The sequence below is a fragment of the Mesorhizobium sp. genome (assembly GCF_004963255.1).
In the GTDB taxonomy this organism is placed as follows: Bacteria; Pseudomonadota; Alphaproteobacteria; order Rhizobiales; family Rhizobiaceae; genus Mesorhizobium.
Genome location: NZ_SUGA01000006.1, coordinates 44,060 through 63,789, shown reverse-complemented (window position 1 = coordinate 63,789; position 19,730 = coordinate 44,060). Strand labels below are relative to the sequence as shown.

Annotated in this window: 21 protein-coding genes; 10 read left to right on the top strand and 11 right to left on the bottom strand. The window is 63.2% G+C overall.

Annotated features, from left to right (window positions below; genetic code table 11):
* Position 1 precedes the first annotated feature (1 nt).
* From E5X34_RS09495 to E5X34_RS09480, 4 genes are read left to right on the top strand one after another with little or no spacing between them, the layout of a single operon-like run.
* Complete coding sequence (locus E5X34_RS09495; RefSeq protein WP_292563337.1) at positions 2-1,339, top strand: phosphatase PAP2/dual specificity phosphatase family protein; 1,338 nt, start codon at positions 2-4, stop codon at positions 1,337-1,339.
* Complete coding sequence (locus E5X34_RS09490; protein WP_292563335.1) at positions 1,336-1,779, top strand: hypothetical protein; 444 nt, start codon at positions 1,336-1,338, stop codon at positions 1,777-1,779. Before E5X34_RS09495 ends, E5X34_RS09490 begins: the two co-directional genes overlap by 4 nt.
* Positions 1,776-2,435: a lysophospholipid acyltransferase family protein gene (locus E5X34_RS09485; protein WP_292563333.1), complete on the top strand. Its 660-nt coding sequence runs from the start codon at positions 1,776-1,778 to the stop codon at positions 2,433-2,435. Before E5X34_RS09490 ends, E5X34_RS09485 begins: the two co-directional genes overlap by 4 nt.
* A complete protein-coding gene (locus E5X34_RS09480; protein ID WP_126083183.1) occupies positions 2,435-3,370 on the top strand; it encodes a phosphatidate cytidylyltransferase in 936 nt (311 codons plus the stop codon). Before E5X34_RS09485 ends, E5X34_RS09480 begins: the two co-directional genes overlap by 1 nt.
* A gap of 43 nt (positions 3,371-3,413) precedes the next feature.
* Here E5X34_RS09480 and E5X34_RS09475 read toward each other — a convergent pair whose 3' ends face one another.
* From E5X34_RS09475 to E5X34_RS09460, 4 genes are all read right to left on the bottom strand, one after another.
* On the bottom strand, positions 3,414-4,349 hold the full coding sequence (locus tag E5X34_RS09475; protein WP_292563331.1) for a bifunctional helix-turn-helix transcriptional regulator/GNAT family N-acetyltransferase: 936 nt from the start codon (positions 4,347-4,349) through the stop codon (positions 3,414-3,416).
* A 161-nt stretch (positions 4,350-4,510) separates the two neighbouring features.
* Complete coding sequence (locus E5X34_RS09470) at positions 4,511-5,647, bottom strand: alanine racemase (protein WP_292563328.1); 1,137 nt, start codon at positions 5,645-5,647, stop codon at positions 4,511-4,513.
* The gene (locus E5X34_RS09465; RefSeq protein ID WP_292563325.1) at positions 5,647-6,924 is read right to left on the bottom strand and encodes a D-arabinono-1,4-lactone oxidase; all 1,278 of its coding nucleotides are present in this window, start codon (positions 6,922-6,924) and stop codon (positions 5,647-5,649) included. The genes E5X34_RS09470 and E5X34_RS09465 overlap by 1 nt, the downstream gene beginning before the upstream one ends.
* Positions 6,925-6,939: 15 nt before the next feature.
* Positions 6,940-8,124, bottom strand: a complete 1,185-nt coding sequence (locus E5X34_RS09460; protein WP_292563323.1) for an MFS transporter — start codon at positions 8,122-8,124, stop codon at positions 6,940-6,942.
* A gap of 121 nt (positions 8,125-8,245) precedes the next feature.
* On the opposite strand from E5X34_RS09460, the gene E5X34_RS09455 reads away from it, so the two are divergent.
* Positions 8,246-8,872, top strand: a complete 627-nt coding sequence (locus E5X34_RS09455; RefSeq protein ID WP_292563320.1) for a TetR/AcrR family transcriptional regulator — start codon at positions 8,246-8,248, stop codon at positions 8,870-8,872.
* Positions 8,873-8,883: 11 nt separating this feature from the next.
* Here E5X34_RS09455 and E5X34_RS09450 read toward each other — a convergent pair whose 3' ends face one another.
* Positions 8,884-9,606 (bottom strand): hypothetical protein, encoded by a 723-nt coding sequence (locus E5X34_RS09450; RefSeq protein ID WP_292563317.1) that lies wholly within the window; start codon positions 9,604-9,606, stop codon positions 8,884-8,886.
* A 206-nt stretch (positions 9,607-9,812) separates the two neighbouring features.
* Between E5X34_RS09450 and E5X34_RS09445 the strand changes: the two genes are divergently transcribed.
* The 3 genes from E5X34_RS09445 to groL all read left to right on the top strand — a co-directional run bounded on the left by E5X34_RS09445 (position 9,813) and on the right by groL (position 12,857).
* Entirely contained in the window at positions 9,813-10,613 is an 801-nt protein-coding gene (locus E5X34_RS09445; RefSeq protein WP_292563314.1) for a methyltransferase domain-containing protein, read from the top strand.
* Positions 10,614-10,842: 229 nt separating this feature from the next.
* Complete coding sequence (gene groES, locus E5X34_RS09440; protein WP_010915433.1) at positions 10,843-11,139, top strand: co-chaperone GroES; 297 nt, start codon at positions 10,843-10,845, stop codon at positions 11,137-11,139.
* 62 nt (positions 11,140-11,201) lie between these two features.
* Positions 11,202-12,857 carry a chaperonin GroEL gene (groL, locus tag E5X34_RS09435; RefSeq protein ID WP_292563312.1) on the top strand — a complete coding sequence of 552 codons (1,656 nt, stop codon included), beginning with the start codon at positions 11,202-11,204 and terminating at the stop codon, positions 12,855-12,857.
* 157 nt (positions 12,858-13,014) lie between these two features.
* Here the strand turns inward: groL and E5X34_RS09430 are convergent, their stop codons facing one another.
* The 3 genes from E5X34_RS09430 to E5X34_RS09420 all read right to left on the bottom strand — a co-directional run bounded on the left by E5X34_RS09430 (position 13,015) and on the right by E5X34_RS09420 (position 16,419).
* A complete protein-coding gene (locus E5X34_RS09430) occupies positions 13,015-14,016 on the bottom strand; it encodes a zincin-like metallopeptidase domain-containing protein (RefSeq protein WP_063169241.1) in 1,002 nt (333 codons plus the stop codon).
* Positions 14,017-14,748: 732 nt separating this feature from the next.
* A complete protein-coding gene (locus tag E5X34_RS09425; RefSeq protein WP_224570942.1) occupies positions 14,749-15,033 on the bottom strand; it encodes a thioredoxin domain-containing protein in 285 nt (94 codons plus the stop codon).
* A gap of 171 nt (positions 15,034-15,204) precedes the next feature.
* Complete coding sequence (locus tag E5X34_RS09420) at positions 15,205-16,419, bottom strand: cation:dicarboxylase symporter family transporter (protein ID WP_210326676.1); 1,215 nt, start codon at positions 16,417-16,419, stop codon at positions 15,205-15,207.
* A gap of 706 nt (positions 16,420-17,125) precedes the next feature.
* Here E5X34_RS09420 and E5X34_RS09415 point away from each other — a divergent pair.
* On the top strand, positions 17,126-17,515 hold the full coding sequence (locus E5X34_RS09415) for a hypothetical protein (RefSeq protein ID WP_024505560.1): 390 nt from the start codon (positions 17,126-17,128) through the stop codon (positions 17,513-17,515).
* 189 nt (positions 17,516-17,704) lie between these two features.
* Here E5X34_RS09415 and E5X34_RS09410 read toward each other — a convergent pair whose 3' ends face one another.
* The 3 genes from E5X34_RS09410 to E5X34_RS09400 all read right to left on the bottom strand — a co-directional run bounded on the left by E5X34_RS09410 (position 17,705) and on the right by E5X34_RS09400 (position 18,722).
* A complete protein-coding gene (locus E5X34_RS09410) occupies positions 17,705-17,950 on the bottom strand; it encodes a hypothetical protein (protein ID WP_063169243.1) in 246 nt (81 codons plus the stop codon).
* 174 nt (positions 17,951-18,124) lie between these two features.
* Positions 18,125-18,259 carry a hypothetical protein gene (locus E5X34_RS09405; protein ID WP_256754986.1) on the bottom strand — a complete coding sequence of 45 codons (135 nt, stop codon included), beginning with the start codon at positions 18,257-18,259 and terminating at the stop codon, positions 18,125-18,127.
* Positions 18,252-18,722, bottom strand: a complete 471-nt coding sequence (locus tag E5X34_RS09400; RefSeq protein WP_224570941.1) for a Crp/Fnr family transcriptional regulator — start codon at positions 18,720-18,722, stop codon at positions 18,252-18,254. Before E5X34_RS09400 ends, E5X34_RS09405 begins: the two co-directional genes overlap by 8 nt.
* Positions 18,723-19,321: 599 nt before the next feature.
* On the opposite strand from E5X34_RS09400, the gene E5X34_RS09395 reads away from it, so the two are divergent.
* Positions 19,322-19,570, top strand: a complete 249-nt coding sequence (locus E5X34_RS09395) for a DUF6074 family protein (protein WP_063169245.1) — start codon at positions 19,322-19,324, stop codon at positions 19,568-19,570.
* Positions 19,571-19,730 lie beyond the last annotated feature (160 nt).

Genomic DNA, 19,730 nt, shown 5'->3' with positions numbered 1-19,730 from the left:
CATGCCCGCCAGCGCCGAGCCCCCGCCACTTTCAGCCACCGCAGCCGCCGAACCCTACGGACGTGTCGTCCTTCGGGCGGCGCTGTGGCTCGCGTTTCTCGCTCCATTCTTCTATTCGACCTATGGCTTCGCCAACTGGCTGGCCTCGACTCGCAATCAAGTCGGCAGCATCGTCTTCTCCTGGGAGCACCACGTTCCGTTCCTCGCCTGGACGATCGTGCCCTACTGGTCGATCAACCTGTTCTACGCCCTGTCGCTGCTGCTCAACGACAGCCGGCAGGGCGTAAGCCGGCTGGCCGGCCGCTATCTCACCGCGCAGGTGGTCGCTGTCTCCTGCTTCCTCCTGTTTCCGCTGGCCGCCACCTTCGTGCGGCCGGCAACGACCGGCCTGCCCGGCTTCATGTTTGCCGTGCTCGGCGGTTTCGACAAGCCATTCAACCAGGCGCCTTCCCTGCATATCGCGCTGCTGGCGATCATCTGGGATCATTGGCGCCAGCGCCTTTCTGGCCCGCTGCTCACGCTCTGGCACGTTTGGTGCTTCCTGATCGGCGCTTCGGTGCTGACGACATGGCAACACCATTTCATCGACATCCCGACCGGCGCGCTGCTCGGCGTCTTCGCGCTGTGGCTGTTCCCGGCCACGGGCGAGTTGCCCATTGCCGGCTTCCGTCTCACCGCTGACGGCAAGGCGCTGCGCCTTTCGCTCTACTATGCACTGGGCGCCGTCCTGGCGCTCGCCGGCGCAGCCATCGGCGCCTTCTTCTCGGCGCTTGCGCTTATCCTTTTGTGGCCGGCACTTGCGCTGGGCATCGTCGCTTTCGGCTATGCCGGGGCCGGACCAAAAGTGTTCCAGAAGACGGCGGAGGGCCGCGTGTCCCCGGCAAGCCGCGTCCTGCTCTGGCCATACCGGCTGGGCGCCAAGATCAATGTCTGGGCCTGGACGCGCAAGCTGCCGCCGGTGGTTGCCGTCACCGACGGCGTCTTTCTCGGGCGCTTTCCCAAGGCTGCCGAAGCACACGGCTTCGGCACGGTGATCGATCTTGCCGCCGAGCTGGAGCGGCCGCGCGACGGGCCGGGCCGCTGGATCAGCTTTGCCATGCTCGACCTCCTGCCGCCGCCCGCGGACACGCTCGACCAGGCGGTGGCGGCAATCGAGCCGGCGCGCCGGCAAGGCACCGTGCTGATCTGCTGCGCGCTCGGCTTCCAGCGCAGCGCCACGGTCGTCGCCCGCTGGCTGGTTGCCAGCGGCCGCTCGCACACGCCGGCGCAGGCGAGCAAGCAGCTCGCCGCGTCCGGCCGTCCAGTGCATCTTCAGGCCGGATTGGACGAGCCGGCATGAGCGACGACGCCTATCAGCGCAAGACTGCCGCCTTCGCCGCCATGCTGGTCAAGCAGGCGGCATGGCCGGCCGCGATCGTGATCGCCGGCGACAGCATCGCGCCGCTGGTCGCCTCGGCGCGCGGCGCGCTCCAGGCGCCGCTTGCGGTTCTGGCGTTGCTCGTCGCGGCGGCGAGCGCCGTCGTAGTGCTCGGGCTCTCGGTGCTTCTCGTCTTCGATGTGCTGCTGTTCCGGCTGATGGCGACGCATGGCGACGAGATATCAGGAGGCGCCGCCGTCGACGACACGCTGAGCCGCATGCGGCTGAAGCCCGCCCCGGCCACGCCGCGCCAGCTTGACGAGCGCATCGCCGGAACACGCCGCCTGCTGGCCAGGCAGCGGATCGCCTTCGCGGTCTTCGTCGTCGCGTTCCTCACCGCCGGATTCTGGATGCCCAGATGAGCAAGCTTTCGCTGCGCACCTACACGCTGTTGCAGACCGTAACCTCGGTCGGCCTTTCGGCGATGGCATGGGCGGTCACCGGCGTGCGGCCGATCTGGAGCGGCAGCGAGCCGTCGGACCGGCAGCGCATCTATTTCGCCAACCACACCAGCCATGGCGATTTCATCCTTCTGTCGGCCTGCCTCAGCGAGACGGAGCGCGCCAAGACGCATGCGATCGCCGCCGCCGAATATTGGGGCAAGTCGCGACTCCGCCGCTTTATCGCGCAGGACATGCTGTCGTCGGTGCTGATCAGCCGGACCTGGACGAGCGAAGCGGAGCACCCGATCTCGATCATGCTCTCCGTGCTCGACCAGGGTCATTCGCTGATCATCTTCCCTGAAGGCACCCGCAACACCAGCGACGAGCTGCTGCCTTTTCGTTCCGGCCTCTACAATCTGTCGATGGCGCGGCCCGACGTCGAGCTGATCCCCTGCTGGATCGAGAACATGTCGCGCGTGCTGCCCAAGGGCCAGTTCCTGCCTGTGCCGCTGCTTTGCCGCGTCGTCTTCGGCGCGCCCGTCGTTGTGGGGCCGGGTGAAGAGCGGCGCGCCTTCCTCCACCGCGCCCGCGCCGAGCTTCTGGCGCTCAATCCGCGCCCCGACCGAGACGATTGATGCGCCACGAAATCAGCATTCTCATCATCGGCCTTTTCGTGGTGCTGAGCACCGCCAGCGTCACCGCCGGCATCCTCTCGATGCGCGCGCCGAAGCCGTTGAGCGCCACGCTCGTCAACCTCACGCAACGCATCAACGCCTGGTGGGTGATGGTGGCGCTGATGACGGTGGCCTTCTTCTTCGGCCGCTACGGCATGACCATCCTGTTCGCGCTGATCTCGTTTGCGGCGCTGCGTGAATTCGTGACGCTGACGCACAGCCGGCGCAGCGACCACTGGGTATTGCTCGGCATGTTCGGCATCGTCATCCCCTTCCAGTACTGGCTGGTGTGGACCGCCTGGTACGGCCTCTTCGTCATCTTCATTCCGGTCTACTGCTTCCTGCTGATGCCGGCGATCACGGCGCTGCATGGCGACACGGAACGGTTTCTGGAGCGGGTCTCGGCGCAGCAGTGGGCGATCATGATCTCGGTCTATTGCGTCAGCCACGTGCCCGCTTTGCTGACGCTCAACGTGCCGGGTTTCGAAGACCGCAACCTTCTGCTCATCGCCTTCCTGATCATCGTCGTGCAGGGCAGCGACGTCCTGCAATACATCTTCGGCAAGCTGTTCGGAAAACACCGCTTCTCGCCGAACGTGTCGCCGTCGAAAACCTGGGAGGGGCTGATCGGCGGGCTGGTCGCGTCGAGCCTGCTCGGCGCGCTGCTCGCCTTCATCACGCCCTTCTCGCCGCTGCAGGCCTCGGCCGTCGCCTTCGTCGCCTGCACGATGGGATTTCTCGGCGGCCTCGTCGCCTCGGCGATCAAGCGCGACCAGGGCGTCAAGGACTGGGGCCATCTGATCGAAGGCCATGGCGGCATGCTCGACCGCACTGACAGCCTAGTCTTCGCCGCGCCGATCTTCTTCCACATCGTGCGCTATTTCTGGACGGTCTGAGCAAGCCAGTTAAAGCCGCTTGGGCATCCGAGAAGGCGAAGCGCTACAGCTCCAAGTCCCAAGTCTGGCCGACGAGATCCTTGCCGAAGGAATGATGGCGCTCCTCGTCGACCAGCTTGAAGCCCACGGTCTGGTAGATGCGGCGAGCCGAGCCCAGTATGTCGTTGGTCCAAAGCGTGAGCGTCTTGTAGCCCTTGGCGCGGGCGAAGGCGATGCATTCGTCGACCAGGCGCCGGCCGATGCCCAGGCCGCGCGCCGACGGCTCGACATAGAGCAGTCTCAGCTTCGCAACCTCGGACGACTTGCGCACGACAAAGACCGAGCCGACCACCTCGCCTTCGCGCTCAGCGATCCAGGCGCGCTCCCACTTTGGATCGAATTTCTTGACGAACTCAGCGAGGATCTCGGCGACCAGCGCCTCATAGGTTCCGTCCCAGCCGTACTCCTCGGTGTAGAGCATGCCCTGACGGCGCGTGACCCAGCCGATGTCGCCGACCTGCAGCGGCCGCAGGATGTAGGGCACATTGGGTTCGGGGCGGTCGCCGAGCAGATCCTGGACGGTGCGCATGGCCTTGACCAGCCGCTCCTGGTCGGCGGGCGGCAAGCGGTCGAGCAGCGCGCCCACCTGGTCATGCGAATCCTGGTTGAGCGGCGCGAAGGCTTGCCTGCCCGCCGGCGTCAGCGCGATCGAGGCGCGGCGCGCGTCCACCTCGCTGGCTTCGCGCTCGACCAGGCCACGCTCCTCGAATTTCTTCAAGAGGCGGCTGACATAGCCCGGGTCGAGGCTGAGGTCGCGCACCAGATCGCTGGCGACCAACCCGTCGCGATGGGCAAGCTCATAGAGCACCCGCGCCTCGGTCAGCGAGAACGGGCTTCTCAGAAGGCCCTCGTCGAGCAGGCCGATCTGGCGGGTGTAGAAGCGGTTGAAGGCGCGCACCGTATCGATGCGCTCTTTGCCGGGGTGGTCGTGGATGGTCATGGGAAGTCCTCCTGCCTTAGACAGGATCGATCATTTAGTTGACTTAGTCAATAAATACGGCGAGCGAGACGCTACACGACTTCGTCATTCAAGGGCCGAACAAGGAGCGAAGCGACGCGCAGACCCTGGATTGACGAAGTCGCGGGGCCAGTTGCGCCGCCTCACCCCATCGGCAGCACCGGCCAGAACTCGCCGATCCGTCCGCCGGCAAAAACCGTGATCGCCCCGAAATGCTGCAGCACCGCCTCGCTCTGCGTCGGCCGCAGGAAGGCGTAGTCGCCGGGCTTCACATAGGCGCCTGCCGGCAGGCCCATGAATTGCTGATTGGACGATAGCCCGATCAGGCCGTTCGGCTTCATGCCTTCAGGGAACACCGGTTCGGCCATCCACTTGCCGCCATAGAGATAGCAGCCCTTCTTCGGGAAGAGGCCGAGCGCCTGCAGCGCCCTGGAAACCGACGGCGGACCCGGCAGCATCGGATCGAGCGCTTTGAGGATCGGCGTGGCGATGAAGGCGGCCGGCTGGAGGCCGTGGAGGCCAGGGGTGTCGAAGTCGCTCGGCAGCACGAAAGCCGAGCCGATCGACACTTCGTTGGCGACGCCGCCGCCATGCAGCAGCGCCGTCTTCGAGCCGCCTATGTTGAGGATGCGGCGCTGGTTCGGATCGAGGGCTGCGGCGAACTCCGCCGCCTTGGCCGAAGCCCGCTTCAGCGCCCTGGCCGCGCCGCCGAACAGGCCCGGTATCTCCGGCGCATGCGCTTCATAGGCCATGATGCCTTCGCAATGCAGGCGCTCCGGCACCGTCAGCGCCTTGATCTCGGCGGGACTGGAAAAACCGCCGCGATGCAGGCCGACATCGACCTCGAAGGCGAAGCGCAGTTCGGTGTCGAGCGCGGCGGCCAAGGCGCCATAGTCGGCCAGCCGCTCCGGCGTGTCGATGAGCCAGCAGACGCGTGACCACCAGCCGGCGCCGCCTCTTGTCAGCGCGGCCCTGGCAGCGCCGACCGGCATCGGCTTGCCGTAGAGCAGATCGCCCTCGGGAAAGCCGTCGAGAACGGCCTGCGTCACCGGCGGATGGAAGGTCATGAAGCGATTGGTTTCGAGGGCTCGCGCGATATGCGACAGCAGCGGTATGCATGGCAGCGACTTGTCGACCAGCCGAACGGCAAGGCCGGGCGCCAGCCGCTCCTTCACCAGCGCGATGTTGCCGTCCAGCCGATCGCGGTCGAGCACAAGGCAGGGCCGGAAGATCTCGGCTGCCTTCAACGCCTCGGACAGGGCAGCGAAATAGGCGCTCATCATTCGATGCCGAACAGGCCGGCCATATAGGGCGACACGAAACGGTTGTCGGGATCGATGTCGCGGCGCACGGCAAGCGCGTCGTCCCAGCGCGGATAGAGTTTCTTGAAATCCGCCGCCTTCAGGCTGTGCATCTTGCCCCAATGCGGCCTGCCGCCACATTTGCGGAAGATGGGCTCGGCGGCGCGCATGAAAGGCAGCGGGTCGTTGGCCGCATCGTGGTGGATGGCGATCGAGCAGGCCAGCCGCTTGTGGAAGGGCGAAAGCCAGAACTCGTCGGGCGCCACCGAACGCACCTCCATCGGGAAATAGACTTCCGGAAAGTGCTTTTCGGTCAGCGCGATGATCTCGGCCAACGCCTTCGGACCTTCCTCGAATGGCAGGTGGTATTCCATCTCGTTGAATTTGGTGCGACGGTCGCTGACATAGACGTTGAGCCAGTCTTGCACATAATCCTCGGCCGGCACCTTCTTCACCGCGCCCTTGATCAGCGTGCGGCGCAGCGAAGGCAGCCGGCGCAGCACGGTGCGCAGCTTGCGCAATGTCGCCAGGCCTTCCTCGTCGTCCTCTGTCGGCCGCTGCGTCGGCTGCGCATCGCTCAGGTCGCTGGCGATGAATTGGGCGTAGCCGGAAAACGGGATGTAGTAGAACTCGGCCGAACGATGCGCGCCCATCATCGTCTCGAAATCGCGCAGCATGTCGCCGATCGGCAGCACCCATTTGCGGCGGCGCAGGCGGTAGGCCGCGATGTTGTTCATCGTCACTTCGGTGAGAATGCCGAAGCTGCCCAGCGCGACGCCGATGGCGTGGATCATGTCCTGGTCGCTGGCCCGGCTGTACTCGCGCAGCTTGCCTTTGCCGTCCACAAGCTGCACCGCCTCCAACTGCGTGTGATAGGCGCCGAGCGTCGGGCCGGAGCCATGCGTGGCAGTGCCCAGCGCGCCGCCGATCGCCTGCTTGTCGATGTCGCCCATGTTCGGCAGGCCCTGGCCGATGCCTTGCAGGATATGCATCAGGGCGCCGAGCCGCGTGCCCGCCCCCACCCGCGCCCTGTGGGCCGCCGGTTCGTGCGAGACCAGGCCTTCGATCTTCTCAAGCGAAACGATGGCGCCGTCGGACTGCACCAGCGGCGTGAAGGAATGCCCAGCGCCGGCGACGCGCAGCGGGCCGGGCGCCGAGCGCACCAGCTCGGCCAGCTCGCCTGCGTCGGCCGGCGTCGCGATCGATTTCGGGGAAGCCGTGACGAAACCCGACCAGTTGCTCCAGGCGTTTGCCATTTTGACCCTCCCCGCTCAGGCCCGACCGTGCCGCCGGGCAACCAGCACGAATACGCCGAGCAAAAGCACGCTGGCCAAAGCGGTCGCTGCGGCGAATTCGGGCACCGGGCGGAAGTTCCCGTCATCGATCAAAAGCGAGGCGGCGATCGGGCCGATGGCGAGACCGAAGAGCTGCGCGGCCGGAACCAGAAGCACTGCCGTTCGCGTCTCGTCGGCGGTGATTGCCATGCGGATCTGATAGGGCACGATGAAGAGCAGGATGAAGCCCATCACCAGCGCAACCGCCCAGAAGACTGAAAGACCCGGGCCGGACGCAAGCAGGACAGAGCTGATCGCCGCGACGATGCCGATGATCGTGATGGCAAAACGATAGTCGATGCGCGCCTCAAAGACCGTCGCGGTCATGGCGCCGATCACCTGCGCGGCAAGGCTTGCCGATACCATCAGGCCGACGGTGCGGCCGTCGATGCCGAACTGCGCGCCGATGGGCTCGAGAAAGGCCCAGACGGCGCCGAAGAACATGAAATAGCAGAAGATCGAGAGCAGCGCGGTGATCGCCGGTACTGTCGCCACATTGCCGAACTGCTCTTCCTTGGGCAGATCGGCATAATGGTCCGGCACGATCCAGGCGACGACCAGCGACAGGAGGCAGACGACACCGAGCGCGATGAAGCCGCCGGCCGACCCGGCGGCGGGTACGGCGTAGAGCGCAAGGATCAGCGCCAGCGCGCATTGCGCCAAGGTCTGCAGCGTGACGAAATAGCCGCCGATGCGCTCGGCCCGGCGCGAGCGGGCGATCAATTCGGTGGCGACGGCGACCAGCCCGCCCTCCGCCAGGCCAGCCAGTATGCGCGCGCCGATCAGCCCATTGGGGCTGCCGGCATAAGCGGTCCAGAAATTGGCGAGCGCGAGCAGGACGAGCAGCGCCGCACTCTTCCAGCGCATGTTCCTGGCAGGCAGCAACATGGCCACGATCGCCGACCCGATGCCGATCGCGATCATCTCGGCGGTGGCGACCAGCGCCAGCTCATCGCCGGTGATATGGCCCTCCGTGTAGAGCGCGCCGAGCAGCACCGGCTGAAGGCCAAGGATGAGCAGGCCGACCGAGCCGATCCACAGTGCCGAGGCAAGCTGCGATCCCGTCGGATTGCCGACAAGCCAATCGCCCTCTTCCGCTTGCGCGGCTTGCGATGCAGTCACGAGATGCCTCCCTTGCAGCCCGGTCGAAAAACTGACAAGTTGTCAGCATTTAATGAAACTGATACTTGATCATGTTTCTTGTCAACCGCGAATTCGCACTTTTCCGGGAAAGATGCGGGCCATGACGGATGCAAAGCGAACGGCGACGGAACCCAGGCGCAGGCCGAAGCAGGAGCGTAGCCGCGAGCGTATCGACGCGATCCTCGCGACGACCATGCGGCTGATCGGCGAAAAGGGCATCGACGCGGTGACGATGAAGGAGGTGGGCGCGCTGGCCGGCGGGCCGATCGCGACCGTCTATCACTACTTTCCGTCGAAGTCGGCGATCCTGGCGATGCTCTACGAACGGTTTGCCGAGGAAAGCCGGGCGCGCTTCGGCGCGATCATCGCCGGGATAAACGGGCTGGGCGATGTAACGGCGGCGGCCGATCGCATGCTCGACGACTATTATACCCGTGTCGCGGCTGACCCGGCGATCCAGGACCTGCAGAACGCCATCCAGGCCGACAAGGCGCTGCAGCACCTCGACATCGTGGAGACCAGGCACCAGGCAACAATGTTCTGCGACCACATCGGGCCGATGCTGCAAGCGGAGCAGCGTGAGGCGTTCGGGCGGGTCGTGTTCCTGATCTTCCAGCTTGCCGGCGGCGTCGTGCGGCTGGCGCTGACGCAAGACGAGGCGGAAGCCCGGCGCACGATCGACGACTATCGCTCGATCATTCACACGCAGTTGCGGCTGTTTTTGTAGAGCCCCGACTCCTAGACGTGTTGACGGATCAGCCCTTCAAAGCCGTCGGCAAGATTGGCGTTGCCGGCGGCGAGGAAGGCGGACAGGTTGCGGACGCGGCCGGGCGTCTTGTTGGCGTCAAGCAGAACGGCCTTGCCTTCATGCATGACGAAATCGAATTTGCCGTAGTCGAAGCCGAGATCGCGTCGTAGCGCGCGAAGCTCGTCGGGAACCGGAACCGGCTCTCGTCGGATCGTATCTTCGCCTTTGACCAGGTTCTGCGGCGAGACATGCCGGGTACAACGCTCGCGTTCTCCGCAAAACAGCCAGAAGCGGGCGCCAAAGCCGTCGGGCTCGGGCTCGGGAACAAACTTCTCCACCACGAGATCCTTGCGGTCGAACACCGCCGGGGGAACTTCCGCAAGCGAGCCGTGGATGTGGTAGCGATCGAGCAGCCTGGCATCGGGAAATGGCTCCGGCCTGCCGGCGCGGCGCGATCGCCGATTGAGCGTCTGCTCCCGCGTTCCCAGATTGTTTAGGCTGCTCTTGACGATGACTGGGCCTCGCCAGCCGTGATCCCTGTCGATCACCGCGCCGCTGACGCGACGCTTCGAGATATCGGCAGCGCCGATGTTGAGGCAGAAGGGATAAGTGCGCGCGTATTCGACATGTTCGGGTGGCGTCACGGTCGCGTCGACATGCAGTATTGCGATATCCGCCTCCGGCCTTGCCAAAGTGCCCGCAACAATTCGCACGGAATGTCCCCGACGTTTCAACTCCTCCAGGAGATCGAAGAGCATGTAGGGGCTGTCGCGACGCAGCAACGGCCCGCGACGGCGTTCAAACGCATCAAACTCATGCGTGAGTAACCGCGATACGTGCCATCCGCCCTCCTCGGCTTGGTTTCTTAAGCGTCCTCGATTATGCGTTCTAACACAGTGTCGTACGGGCGGGTTTGTGGATGACAGAGCATTGGAATGCAATTCGCAGGCATTGGCAGTTGCTCGGGTCGCCGCTCAGGCCGCCGCCGGAAGTCGTCGAGGCCTATAACCGCGAACTCGACCTCGCTCGATCGCACGTGGTGATGTTCGGCGTGACGCCGGAGCTCGCCGGGCTTGGCGCCAGGATGACGGCGATCGACGAGTCGGCCGACATGATCGCCGGCATCTGGCCGGGCGATACCGAAAGCCGCAAGGCGGTGCGCGGCGACTGGTTCGATCTGCCGTTCGACGAGGCAAGCGTCGAGGCCCTGATTGGCGACGGATGCCTCTCGGTCATCGGCGCCGCCGACCTCAGGCGCAGACTGTTCGCGTCGATCGCGCGTGTGTTGAAGGCAAGCGGCCGCGCCGGCATCAGGCTGTACGCCTGCCCCGAGACACGCGACGATCCGCGGGATGTCCGCGCCTTGGCGTTGGCCGGCGGCGTCTCGACCTTTCACGACCTCAAATGGCGGGTGGCCATGACCGCGATCGGCGGCGCACCGGACTACGTCGTACCGGTGACGGGAATTCTCGAGCAATTCGAACAGATGTTTCCCGACCGCGAGGGGCTATCCACCCGAACCGGATGGGAACAGCCGGTCATCGGAACCATCGACGTCTACCGGAACTCGTCCGCCATCTACAGTTTTGCCCCCGCGGCAACGCTTGTCGACGAAGCTCGCACGTTCTTCAATGATGTCCGGCTGGCCTCGACCGGCACATACGGGCTCGCCGAGCGCTGCCCGCTGCTGGTGCTGCGTTCGCCAAGGCACCGGGAATAACGAGCTGGATTGCTCGCCCATGCTTCATGGCAGTCACCGCATTTCCGCCCGGGGCTTGGCCTGAGAAAAATTTCGCGCCGCTTGCCCCTTTCGCGCGCCTTGACTCTGGCAAGGCGCCGGCCTATCTCAGCGCCACGTTAGCACTCGCCTTTGATGAGTGCTAACTCATATCCGGCGGCCTCGCCGGATGGAGGAACAGTTCTCACCGTTCTCACTCGAGGAAGACAACATGGCAAAGTCCAAGTTCCGCCCGCTTCATGACCGCGTGGTCGTTCGCCGGGTCGAATCCGAATCCAAGACCGCCGGCGGGATCATCATCCCGGATACGGCTAAGGAGAAGCCGCAGGAAGGCGAGATCATCGCCGTCGGCTCCGGCGCTCGCGACGAGAGCGGCAAGCTGGTGCCCCTGGACGTCAAGGCCGGCGACCGCATCCTGTTCGGCAAGTGGTCGGGCACTGAAGTCAAGCTCAATGGCGAAGACCTTCTGATCATGAAGGAATCCGACATTATGGGCATCATCGGCTGAATTTCGGCCTCTCCATCAACTGAGTTTTCGGGCTCTTCCCGAGCCCCTGTCAGGAGCTAACCATGGCTGCAAAAGACGTAAAATTCTCCCGCGACGCCCGTGAGCGCATGCTGCGCGGTGTCAACATCCTCGCCGACGCGGTGAAGGTGACGCTTGGTCCCAAGGGCCGCAACGTCGTGATCGACAAGTCGTTCGGCGCCCCGCGCATCACCAAGGACGGCGTCACCGTCGCCAAGGAGATCGAGCTTGAGGACAAGTTCGAGAACATGGGCGCCCAGATGGTCCGCGAAGTCGCTTCGAAGACCAACGACATCGCCGGCGACGGCACGACCACCGCTACCGTTCTCGCCCAGGCGATCGTGCAGGAAGGCAACAAGGCCGTTGCCGCCGGTATGAACCCGATGGACCTCAAGCGCGGCATCGACCTCGCCGTCGGTGAAGTCGTCGCCGCTCTCGGCAAGGCGGCCAAGAAGATCAAGACCTCCGAGGAAGTCGCCCAGGTCGGCACGATCTCGGCCAATGGCGATGAGTCGGTCGGCAAGATGATCGCGGAAGCGATGCAGAAGGTCGGCAACGAAGGCGTCATCACCGTCGAGGAAGCCAAGACCGCCGAGACCGAGCTGGAAGTCGTCGAAGGCATGCAGTTCGACCGCGGCTACCTGTCGCCCTACTTCGTCACCAACGCCGACAAGATGGTCGCCGATCTGGAAGACGCCTACATCCTGCTGCACGAGAAGAAGCTCTCCAACCTGCAGGCCATGCTGCCGGTCCTGGAAGCTGTCGTTCAGACCTCGAAGCCGCTGCTCATCATCTCGGAAGACGTCGAAGGCGAGGCTCTGGCCACGCTGGTCGTCAACAAGCTGCGCGGTGGCCTGAAGATCGCCGCCGTCAAGGCGCCGGGCTTCGGTGATCGCCGCAAGGCCATGCTGGAAGACATCGCCATCCTCACCGGTGGCCAGGTCATCTCGGAAGACCTCGGCATCAAGCTCGAGAATGTCGGCCTCAACATGCTCGGCCGCGCCAAGAAAGTGTCGATCTCCAAGGAGAACACCACCATCGTCGACGGCGCCGGCAAGAAGGCCGAGATCCAGGGCCGCGTCGCCCAGATCAAGCAGCAGATCGAGGAGACCACTTCGGACTACGACAAGGAGAAGCTGCAGGAACGTCTGGCGAAGCTCGCCGGCGGCGTTGCGGTGATCCGCGTCGGCGGTGCGACGGAAGTCGAAGTCAAGGAAAAGAAGGACCGCGTCGATGACGCCCTCAACGCGACCCGCGCGGCCGTCGAAGAAGGCATCGTTGCTGGTGGTGGCGTCGCGCTGCTGCGCGCTTCGGCCAACATCAAGGCCACCGGCGTCAATGCCGACCAGGCCGCCGGCATCAACATCGTGCGTCGTGCGCTGCAGGCTCCGGCCCGCCAGATCGCGGCCAACGCCGGTGCGGAAGCATCGATCGTTGCCGGCAAGATCCTTGAGAACAAGGGCGCGACCTTCGGCTACAACGCCCAGACCGGCGAGTATGGCGACATGATCGCCATGGGTATCGTCGATCCGGTCAAGGTTGTCCGTACGGCTCTTCAGGACGCGGCCTCGGTCGCCGGCCTGCTGGTCACCACCGAAGCCATGATCGCGGAGGCTCCGAAGAAGGAGTCGGCTGGCGGCGGCATGCCTGGCGGCATGGGCGGCGGCGGCATGGGCGGCATGGGCGGCATGGATTTCTAATCCAGCTCTGGCAGCTTTCGCAACGAGAGGGCGGCATCAATGCCGCCCTCTTTTTTTGCGAACCTCGGTCCGATGAACGATCGACGCCAACGCCGGCCATCGGCGTTAGGGCAACCTCAAAAGAACTGTCGAGTTGGTTGCGCGCGGCTTTGCGTCATCAGAGGCGCAAGGCGGTCGCGTGTGAGGATTGCGCGCTCCCATAGGCGGTTTCGGCATGTGCCTCGCCTTCGACATCGACATTGCGGCCAAGCAGGAAATCGGCGGCTTTCGAGGCATGGCTTGCGGCGCGGAAGATGGCGCGGTTGTCCTCGCGCAAAACCGTCAGCCATGAGCCGATGTAGTCGGCATGGCGCACGGTCGGCTCGATGCCGAGACTGCTGCAGATGAAGGCTGATGCGATTTCGGCGACCAGTTCCTCGCGCGCATAGGTGTTGGACCCGAAGGAGCCGGACAGGTCGCGCGCGAGTCGCCTCGGGTGGCCGGTCCAGTGGCCAAGCTCGTGAAAGCAGGTCCGGTAATAGTCGATCTGGTGGAAGAAAGCCGGCTGCGGCGGCACCTGTATGGTGTCGCTGCCGGGCATGTAGAAGGCGCGCTCGCCGCCGACGCGAAAATCAGCGCCGGTTGCATGAATGAGCGCCTCGGCCTGCGGGACCATCTCGCGCTCAGGCAGAGGCTCGCCGGCGGCGTAAAGATGTTCGGGCAGATTATCGCACTGCGCGACATTGAAGACGGTGAAGCGCTTCAGGAAGGGCACCGCCTGCGGTTCGTCGCCATCGGTGTCGGCGCGTTGCTTTTCGTTCTTGGGAACAAAGCGGTCAGCGTGAACGATGGTGGTGCCGTGCTCGCCCTTCCTGACATTGCCGCCAAGCGAAAGCGCCTGCCGGAAGGTGAGCCAGTTCTGGCTGGGGAAACCGCGCTCGATGACCGCGCCCCACAGGATCAGGATATTGATGCCGGAATATCGGCGCTGGGTGGCCGCATTCCGCGGCAGGCCGAGGCCTGTCCTTGCCCTGCCCCACGGCTTGACCCATGGCACGGTGCCGCGCTCCAGTTCGGCAATGATGCGGTCGGTGATTTCCTGATAAAGGCTGGCGCCGGTGCGCCCGCCACTGTCTGCGCCAGCCTGTCGGCTGCCGCAACGTTTGTTGTTTGCACGCATCGTGATGTCCTCCGCTCTACAATCGCGCGCCCTCCCCGGAAGCGGGGTGGGCGGCAAAAGCGACCGGAAAGGCCCGCCGTCGGAGGCGGACTGCATCAGCAGGACCGGAACGGAGTGGAGGACCCGAAAGCGACAAGCGAAGGGTTGCGGGACGCCGCGGCGGGCCTAGAAGGGAGTGCTGCCCACCCTGCGCCAGGGGGAAGGCCACAATAGAAAGACGCCGGCCGACAGGCCGGCGACCGTCAGCAGCCGAAGGCTGCCCCGCGCCAGGGGGCGATGCCGCAGGGCCAAGACCGCCTGAGCTTGCCGAAGAAAAGCGGGCTCGGTTCACGAGCACCCGGCCAGCGACTTCAGGCGCGGGCGCTCAGGATTGTTGTTGGCGCCCACGGCAGCTGGATGACCGCAACAAGATTACGAGGAGCGACAGCAAAGCCAGCTGCCACAAACGGCACGCTCCGGCAACAACAGCGTGGCCGGTCTACAGATGCTGCCCCGCACGAGAGCCAGCACGCTTTGAGCGCGCATCGGCGATGCAAGCGTTGCAAGCTGGCCATGTCCACAAGGTCGGCGACCACTATATCGCCGACCACCAACGCGGGCGTACCGTCTAAGTGCAGACCTTTCGCGAGTGCGCGGACGCGCGCATTTCATCTGCGATGGCCGGATCTTGCATTCCCGCTTGAGCTGCTCAACGTCAAGGCCTACACGCGCTGCGATCTTGAGAGTGACCCTTCAACTGGGGGAAATCATAAGGGCGCGGTGGAATTCGTCGAACTTTCCCTGTTTTCTCGAGGCGAGTGCGGCGAAGGCTGGGAATTGGGAATCCGGTCCCAGGACCGGGAACTGTTTGATCACAAGCTTCAGATTGGGCTCATGCTTGAAGGCTTTTTGGTAGTTGATATCAGCCAGTCTGCAATGCGGACAGTTGTGGTAGTCATTGAATATGACCAGAACGGCATCGCCTTGCGGGTTGCCGGCGATTGGCGAAGGAGATCGTTGTCGAATGCGCCGCTCCACTTTTGCCTGTCGGTCGACCACGCCTGCCGGTGCAGGTTCGCGCTATATTGGCTCGCCAGCAAGGCGAGGAGTAAAAGAAGAGCTGCGACAGTGATGGCAGTCGGCTTAGACATGAGTCTCCAATCCATGGACGGCGTGGCAGCAACGGCCGCCTTTTTGGTGTAAAATGGGTCAGTTTTGATCGTGCCCCGCAGTTGCTACAGGCGCACAGGTGCCGGTGCGATCTGGCGGTTTCTCAAATACGGCTTTGCGCCATCGGGTCCACCCCAATAGCTGAGCGTCGTTCGCACGGGGAATTGTGTTCACCACGCCGGGCGACTTGACCGTCCACCGCCAGAGCGCTGAACGGTCCGCTAGTGAGGCGCTCCCCGAATCGTCGTTTATCCCGCTCGCCCCGGACCGGGTGACAGCCAGCGTTGCCGCTACGCTGCGGAGAAAAACCGTCAGCGCGTGGCATTCGGACATAAGCTGATCGACGCCAAGAATAAGCCCCACGGAGGTGACCGGTGCGGCCGGAACAAGAAAGAGCGTTGCAGCCATTGTGACGAGGCCTGCACCGGTAATGCGGGTTGTTCCGTTCGAAGGGAACAATGCGACAAACAGCATGAGGATCCGGCAGCCGATCGGGAGATCAGTTTTCGTCGCTTGGGCGATGAAAAGGGCGGCGAGCATCATATTCGTGCCGTCCAGATTGAATGGAATGAGACCCACGACCGAATGCGTGGCGCCGGCCTTTTCCATCTTCTCCATGAGCGAGGCCAGCGCGGCCTCTGAGGAGGACATTGCGAGCAGCAGCTCGTCCTTGATGTATCGGACGAGAGAGAAGAGCGAGCGGCCGTTGTAGCGGCAGACCGCGCCGAACAGGATCGAGAGGAACAGGACCGAGAGGAACAAGACTTGCAGGATGTCGCCTTCCGCGAAGGCACTGGCAATCGTTGACGGGATGATGTTCATCAGGAAGCTGGTCACGGACTGCTCGTGAGCCGTGGCCACATAGCCCTTAACGGCTTCGACATCGAGCGAGGCCGGATCGATGTTGAGGCCGGCGCCAGGCTGAACGATATTCGCGACAATCAGCCCGACAAGGAGTGCTAGCGTCGAGAAGGTAAGGAAATAAACCATCGCCTTGGCGGCAACTCGGCCGACCTTCTGCAGATCGCTCATGCCGGCAATGCCGGTCGCCATTGTCAGGAAGATGACAGGTACGGTGATTATCTTGACGACATCGACGAAGGCATCGCAGAGCGGCTTCAGGCTGTGGCCGGTCTCCAAATGGAAATAGCCGATTGCGGCACCCAGGATTATGGCGGCAAGTACCTGCACGTAGGTCCGGGCAAAATGGCGCTTGCGGGGCGCTAAGATCGCGCGGGGAACTCTTGGAACCAACACCGTCTCTCTCCTTGACCGGATCGGGGTGGGGCTCCTCCCTCTCCCATGCAGTGCTCCGGTCGAACGCTGCGCCCACTTCGGCGCAAACGATGTGCCAAATAGCAAGAGGGGAAAACGCGCAGGACCTCACGCAATGCTTGCGATTCGCTCTCCCACACTCGTGCAGTGGTTGCCTGTCGCAACTATGGAAGGGTCGATTCTGGGAACTCCAAAGGCCGCTCTTTGCGTCGACGCAGCTTGGCTGCCTGGAAGGTTCCCTCTTTGCCTTGCGGTCTGCGAGCTGGGTCCAGATGGTCATCATTTGGCTGCGCGCTGCACGGGGCTCGAAAGATTCAATCGAGGACGGGTCCTCTTGGAAAACGGGGGCAGCGTTGGTCAAGCCCTTCCACCCTGCTGTCCCAATGGTGTTCAGAAGCTCAGTTCACGATCAAGCGATGGATCAGCGTCATCTGGCGTTTGCGCCATCGCGGCGGCGTTGCAACGGGTCTGCCAAAGATGAGCAGGCCGCGAGGCAGGGTCCGAGACCTAGACTCCAACCTCATAGCGCGCTCGGCTCGCGTTCGGAAGGTTCGAACCGCAGCACGATCAGGTGGCGACACCGTTGGTCGGAACCGGAACCCGACGAATGATCGTTCGTGACCGACATCTGTGAACAAGCAGTATGTGTCATTGCAATCACCACCCGTTGCGCGGAAATGCCCATATGGCCGTGAATGAACTGGATTTGGTGATTTTCCAGATGGCGGTGGAAAGCGTCCGCTTGCTCTCTTCAAGCTTTGATGAGAAGGCGGCTGAGATAGCCACGAGGAGCCGTGGTAGCCTTCTTTTTGACGTGCGGGTGGACGGTGACCTGGAGGTCCAGCGAGTCGCAGCCATTGGATATCCAGGCGACAAGATCGGTGTGGTGGCATTGGACCGAGAGGGCCTTGTTAGCTGTTGTTGCCTTGTCAATGGCACCTTCTCACCTTTCATTGCACCGTTGGAGAACTGGACCAGCATGCCCCTTTCGATGCAGGCCCAGATCGATGTCACAGGCTATGCGAGGCTCCTTCTGGCCGCCTTGCGAAATGCTGGACATATGCTGGACAGGTAGCATCGCGATGATGTCTGTGATGAGATGGTGCAAACGGCTGGATGAGGCGATCGCTTGCTGGCAGCTTTGGCAACAAAGCGATCGGTGAGTTCGCAATGCTGGAACACGTCCTTTAGACTCTGCAGTTAAGTTAGCGGACTACCATCTGACGAATGCCCTCTGACAGTCTGCATGGCGCGGCATGCCCTCTTAGGAATGCAGCCGTGGTTCTACACCATCGGCTGTTTTTGTGTCGAAGGCGACGGGCACGCCATGAACGAAGGAAGCGGCCGCCAACAGTTCCTCCAACTCGCGGTCGGTGGCCTTGCATGCCGGCATTAGTGTTCGGATGGCGCGGATCGCCTGCGCCATGGAGAGAAAGCGGACCCTTCCCCTGGAAAGGACATAGGCTTCTGCGGCTTTTTCGACGGTGACGGTGTGAAACGAATTGGTCATGACGAATTCCTCCCTGAACCCTGACCAACCCGACTTATGGCACGAATTCGACCGCCTTCAAGCCTATGTCCGATTGCGGACAATCGCTGCGATTCGTTCAAAACCGCTGATGCTTTTGGGCGACCTGGTGAGGGGCAAGGAGACGTCGGCTGAACCCGTTTCAACCGACATGCTTCAGGCAGCGGCCAGGCCGAAATAACGCTGCTCCTCCTTGTCATAAGCGCCATGTGTGAGCTTTATCAATCCGGCACGGTCGATGATCGTGATCTCGCCGCGCTTGGCGTGCACCAGTCCTCGATACTCAAGCATTTGCAGGGCCGTGGTGACCCCGGGCGGTGGGCGCGAGCATGGTCGCCAGAAATTCATGCGTCGGGAGGATCTTATCTCCTTCCGCACGGTCGTGGACCATCAGCTGCCAGCGGGCCAGCCGTTCTTCGACCTTGGAGTGGCCATTGACCAGTGCCGTCCGGCATGATTGGACGAGGAACGCGTGGGCATAGTCCAGCACTGAGGTGCGAAGCGACGGGCTAATCGCAGGGCGAAGGTTTTCAACCGGCAGGCGCCAGGTAGTGCTTTCCTTTCCGAGAATGACGGCAATTCCTTTCATCCCGTCATAGCCGACAATGCCGACTTCACCTTGCCGCCCGCCGGTCATGGTGGCGACCACCGACGCGATGCCCCTCTCGGGAAAATATACGTTCTTGATCGGCTGATGCGCGACCTCCAACTTGTCCTTGATGCCCGGTTCGACGTGATGCAGCGATGGTCGCAAAAGCGCGAAGTCCTGCGGGGTGAGGGCTTCAGCACCTGGTCGCGAAAGAGGGATCGGGCAAGGCTCTCTTCCAACGGGGCAAGAGCGCGTACGTCTTACTGTCGGCTGCACCGAAGTAAATGCCGGCCGATGCCAAAGCATAGGCTTCGAAACGCGCGATTGCAAAGCCCTGTCGGGGCAGTGCAGTCATGCTAGAAGTCGCGCCGCCTACGATAGGCAGCGGATGACATGATTCCCTTCTGCGGCGGCCACCAAGAACGGCTCGGGCACGCTTTAATCGTTCATACACAAGCTCGCAGGAATGTAAGCAGCGGAACAGTCGGGTGATTCGTACCGCCCTGCCCTTTCAGAGATCAAGTCATTGGACGTCAATTCGGCTGGAACGCCTCGTCGAACGGCCCAGGAAAATGCAGCCGGATGAGCAATGGTGGTTCACCTTATGTGCGGTCCCGGATATGCGGTCCGGCGGCTCATCTCCCAATGGCTTGTCGATGGGGAAGTGGAACTCGTCATGTCGCCGCGAACCGTCACCGCGCTAGCGGGGCTCTTTTGAAGACGCCGGTGTTTTTCTTTGTGGAACTGAATCTGTGAGGTGATTGATGCATGAATCAAACATTTGCGTATTTCCGCTGCATCGGCGACGTATATTGGTCGAAAGTATCGCCCAGGCCCTCGAGACCAAGAACGGCGAGGCGGCGAGCGCGTTCTGGCGCTGTGCCGCCAAGAAAATGCTCATTCAATTGTCCGATGTAGGAATTGCGCCAGAGCTCGCTGCGCAGGAGGTTGGAAGCCTTCTTCATGCGGTCTTGGACGACATGGCCAACCGAACGGTAATGCACAAAGCATAGGCTCGGGCGCTGTTGGACCGCGCGTCAGCTCGGGTCCTTATCGGGGGACTGCTCCGACTGGCCGACGGTCCGGCCAAACCGGCATACCGGCAAAGCTTTGAGGTTGCGATCGCTCACGGCGGCCGGTCCAATATTCTAAGACGACCTCAGAAGCCACGTT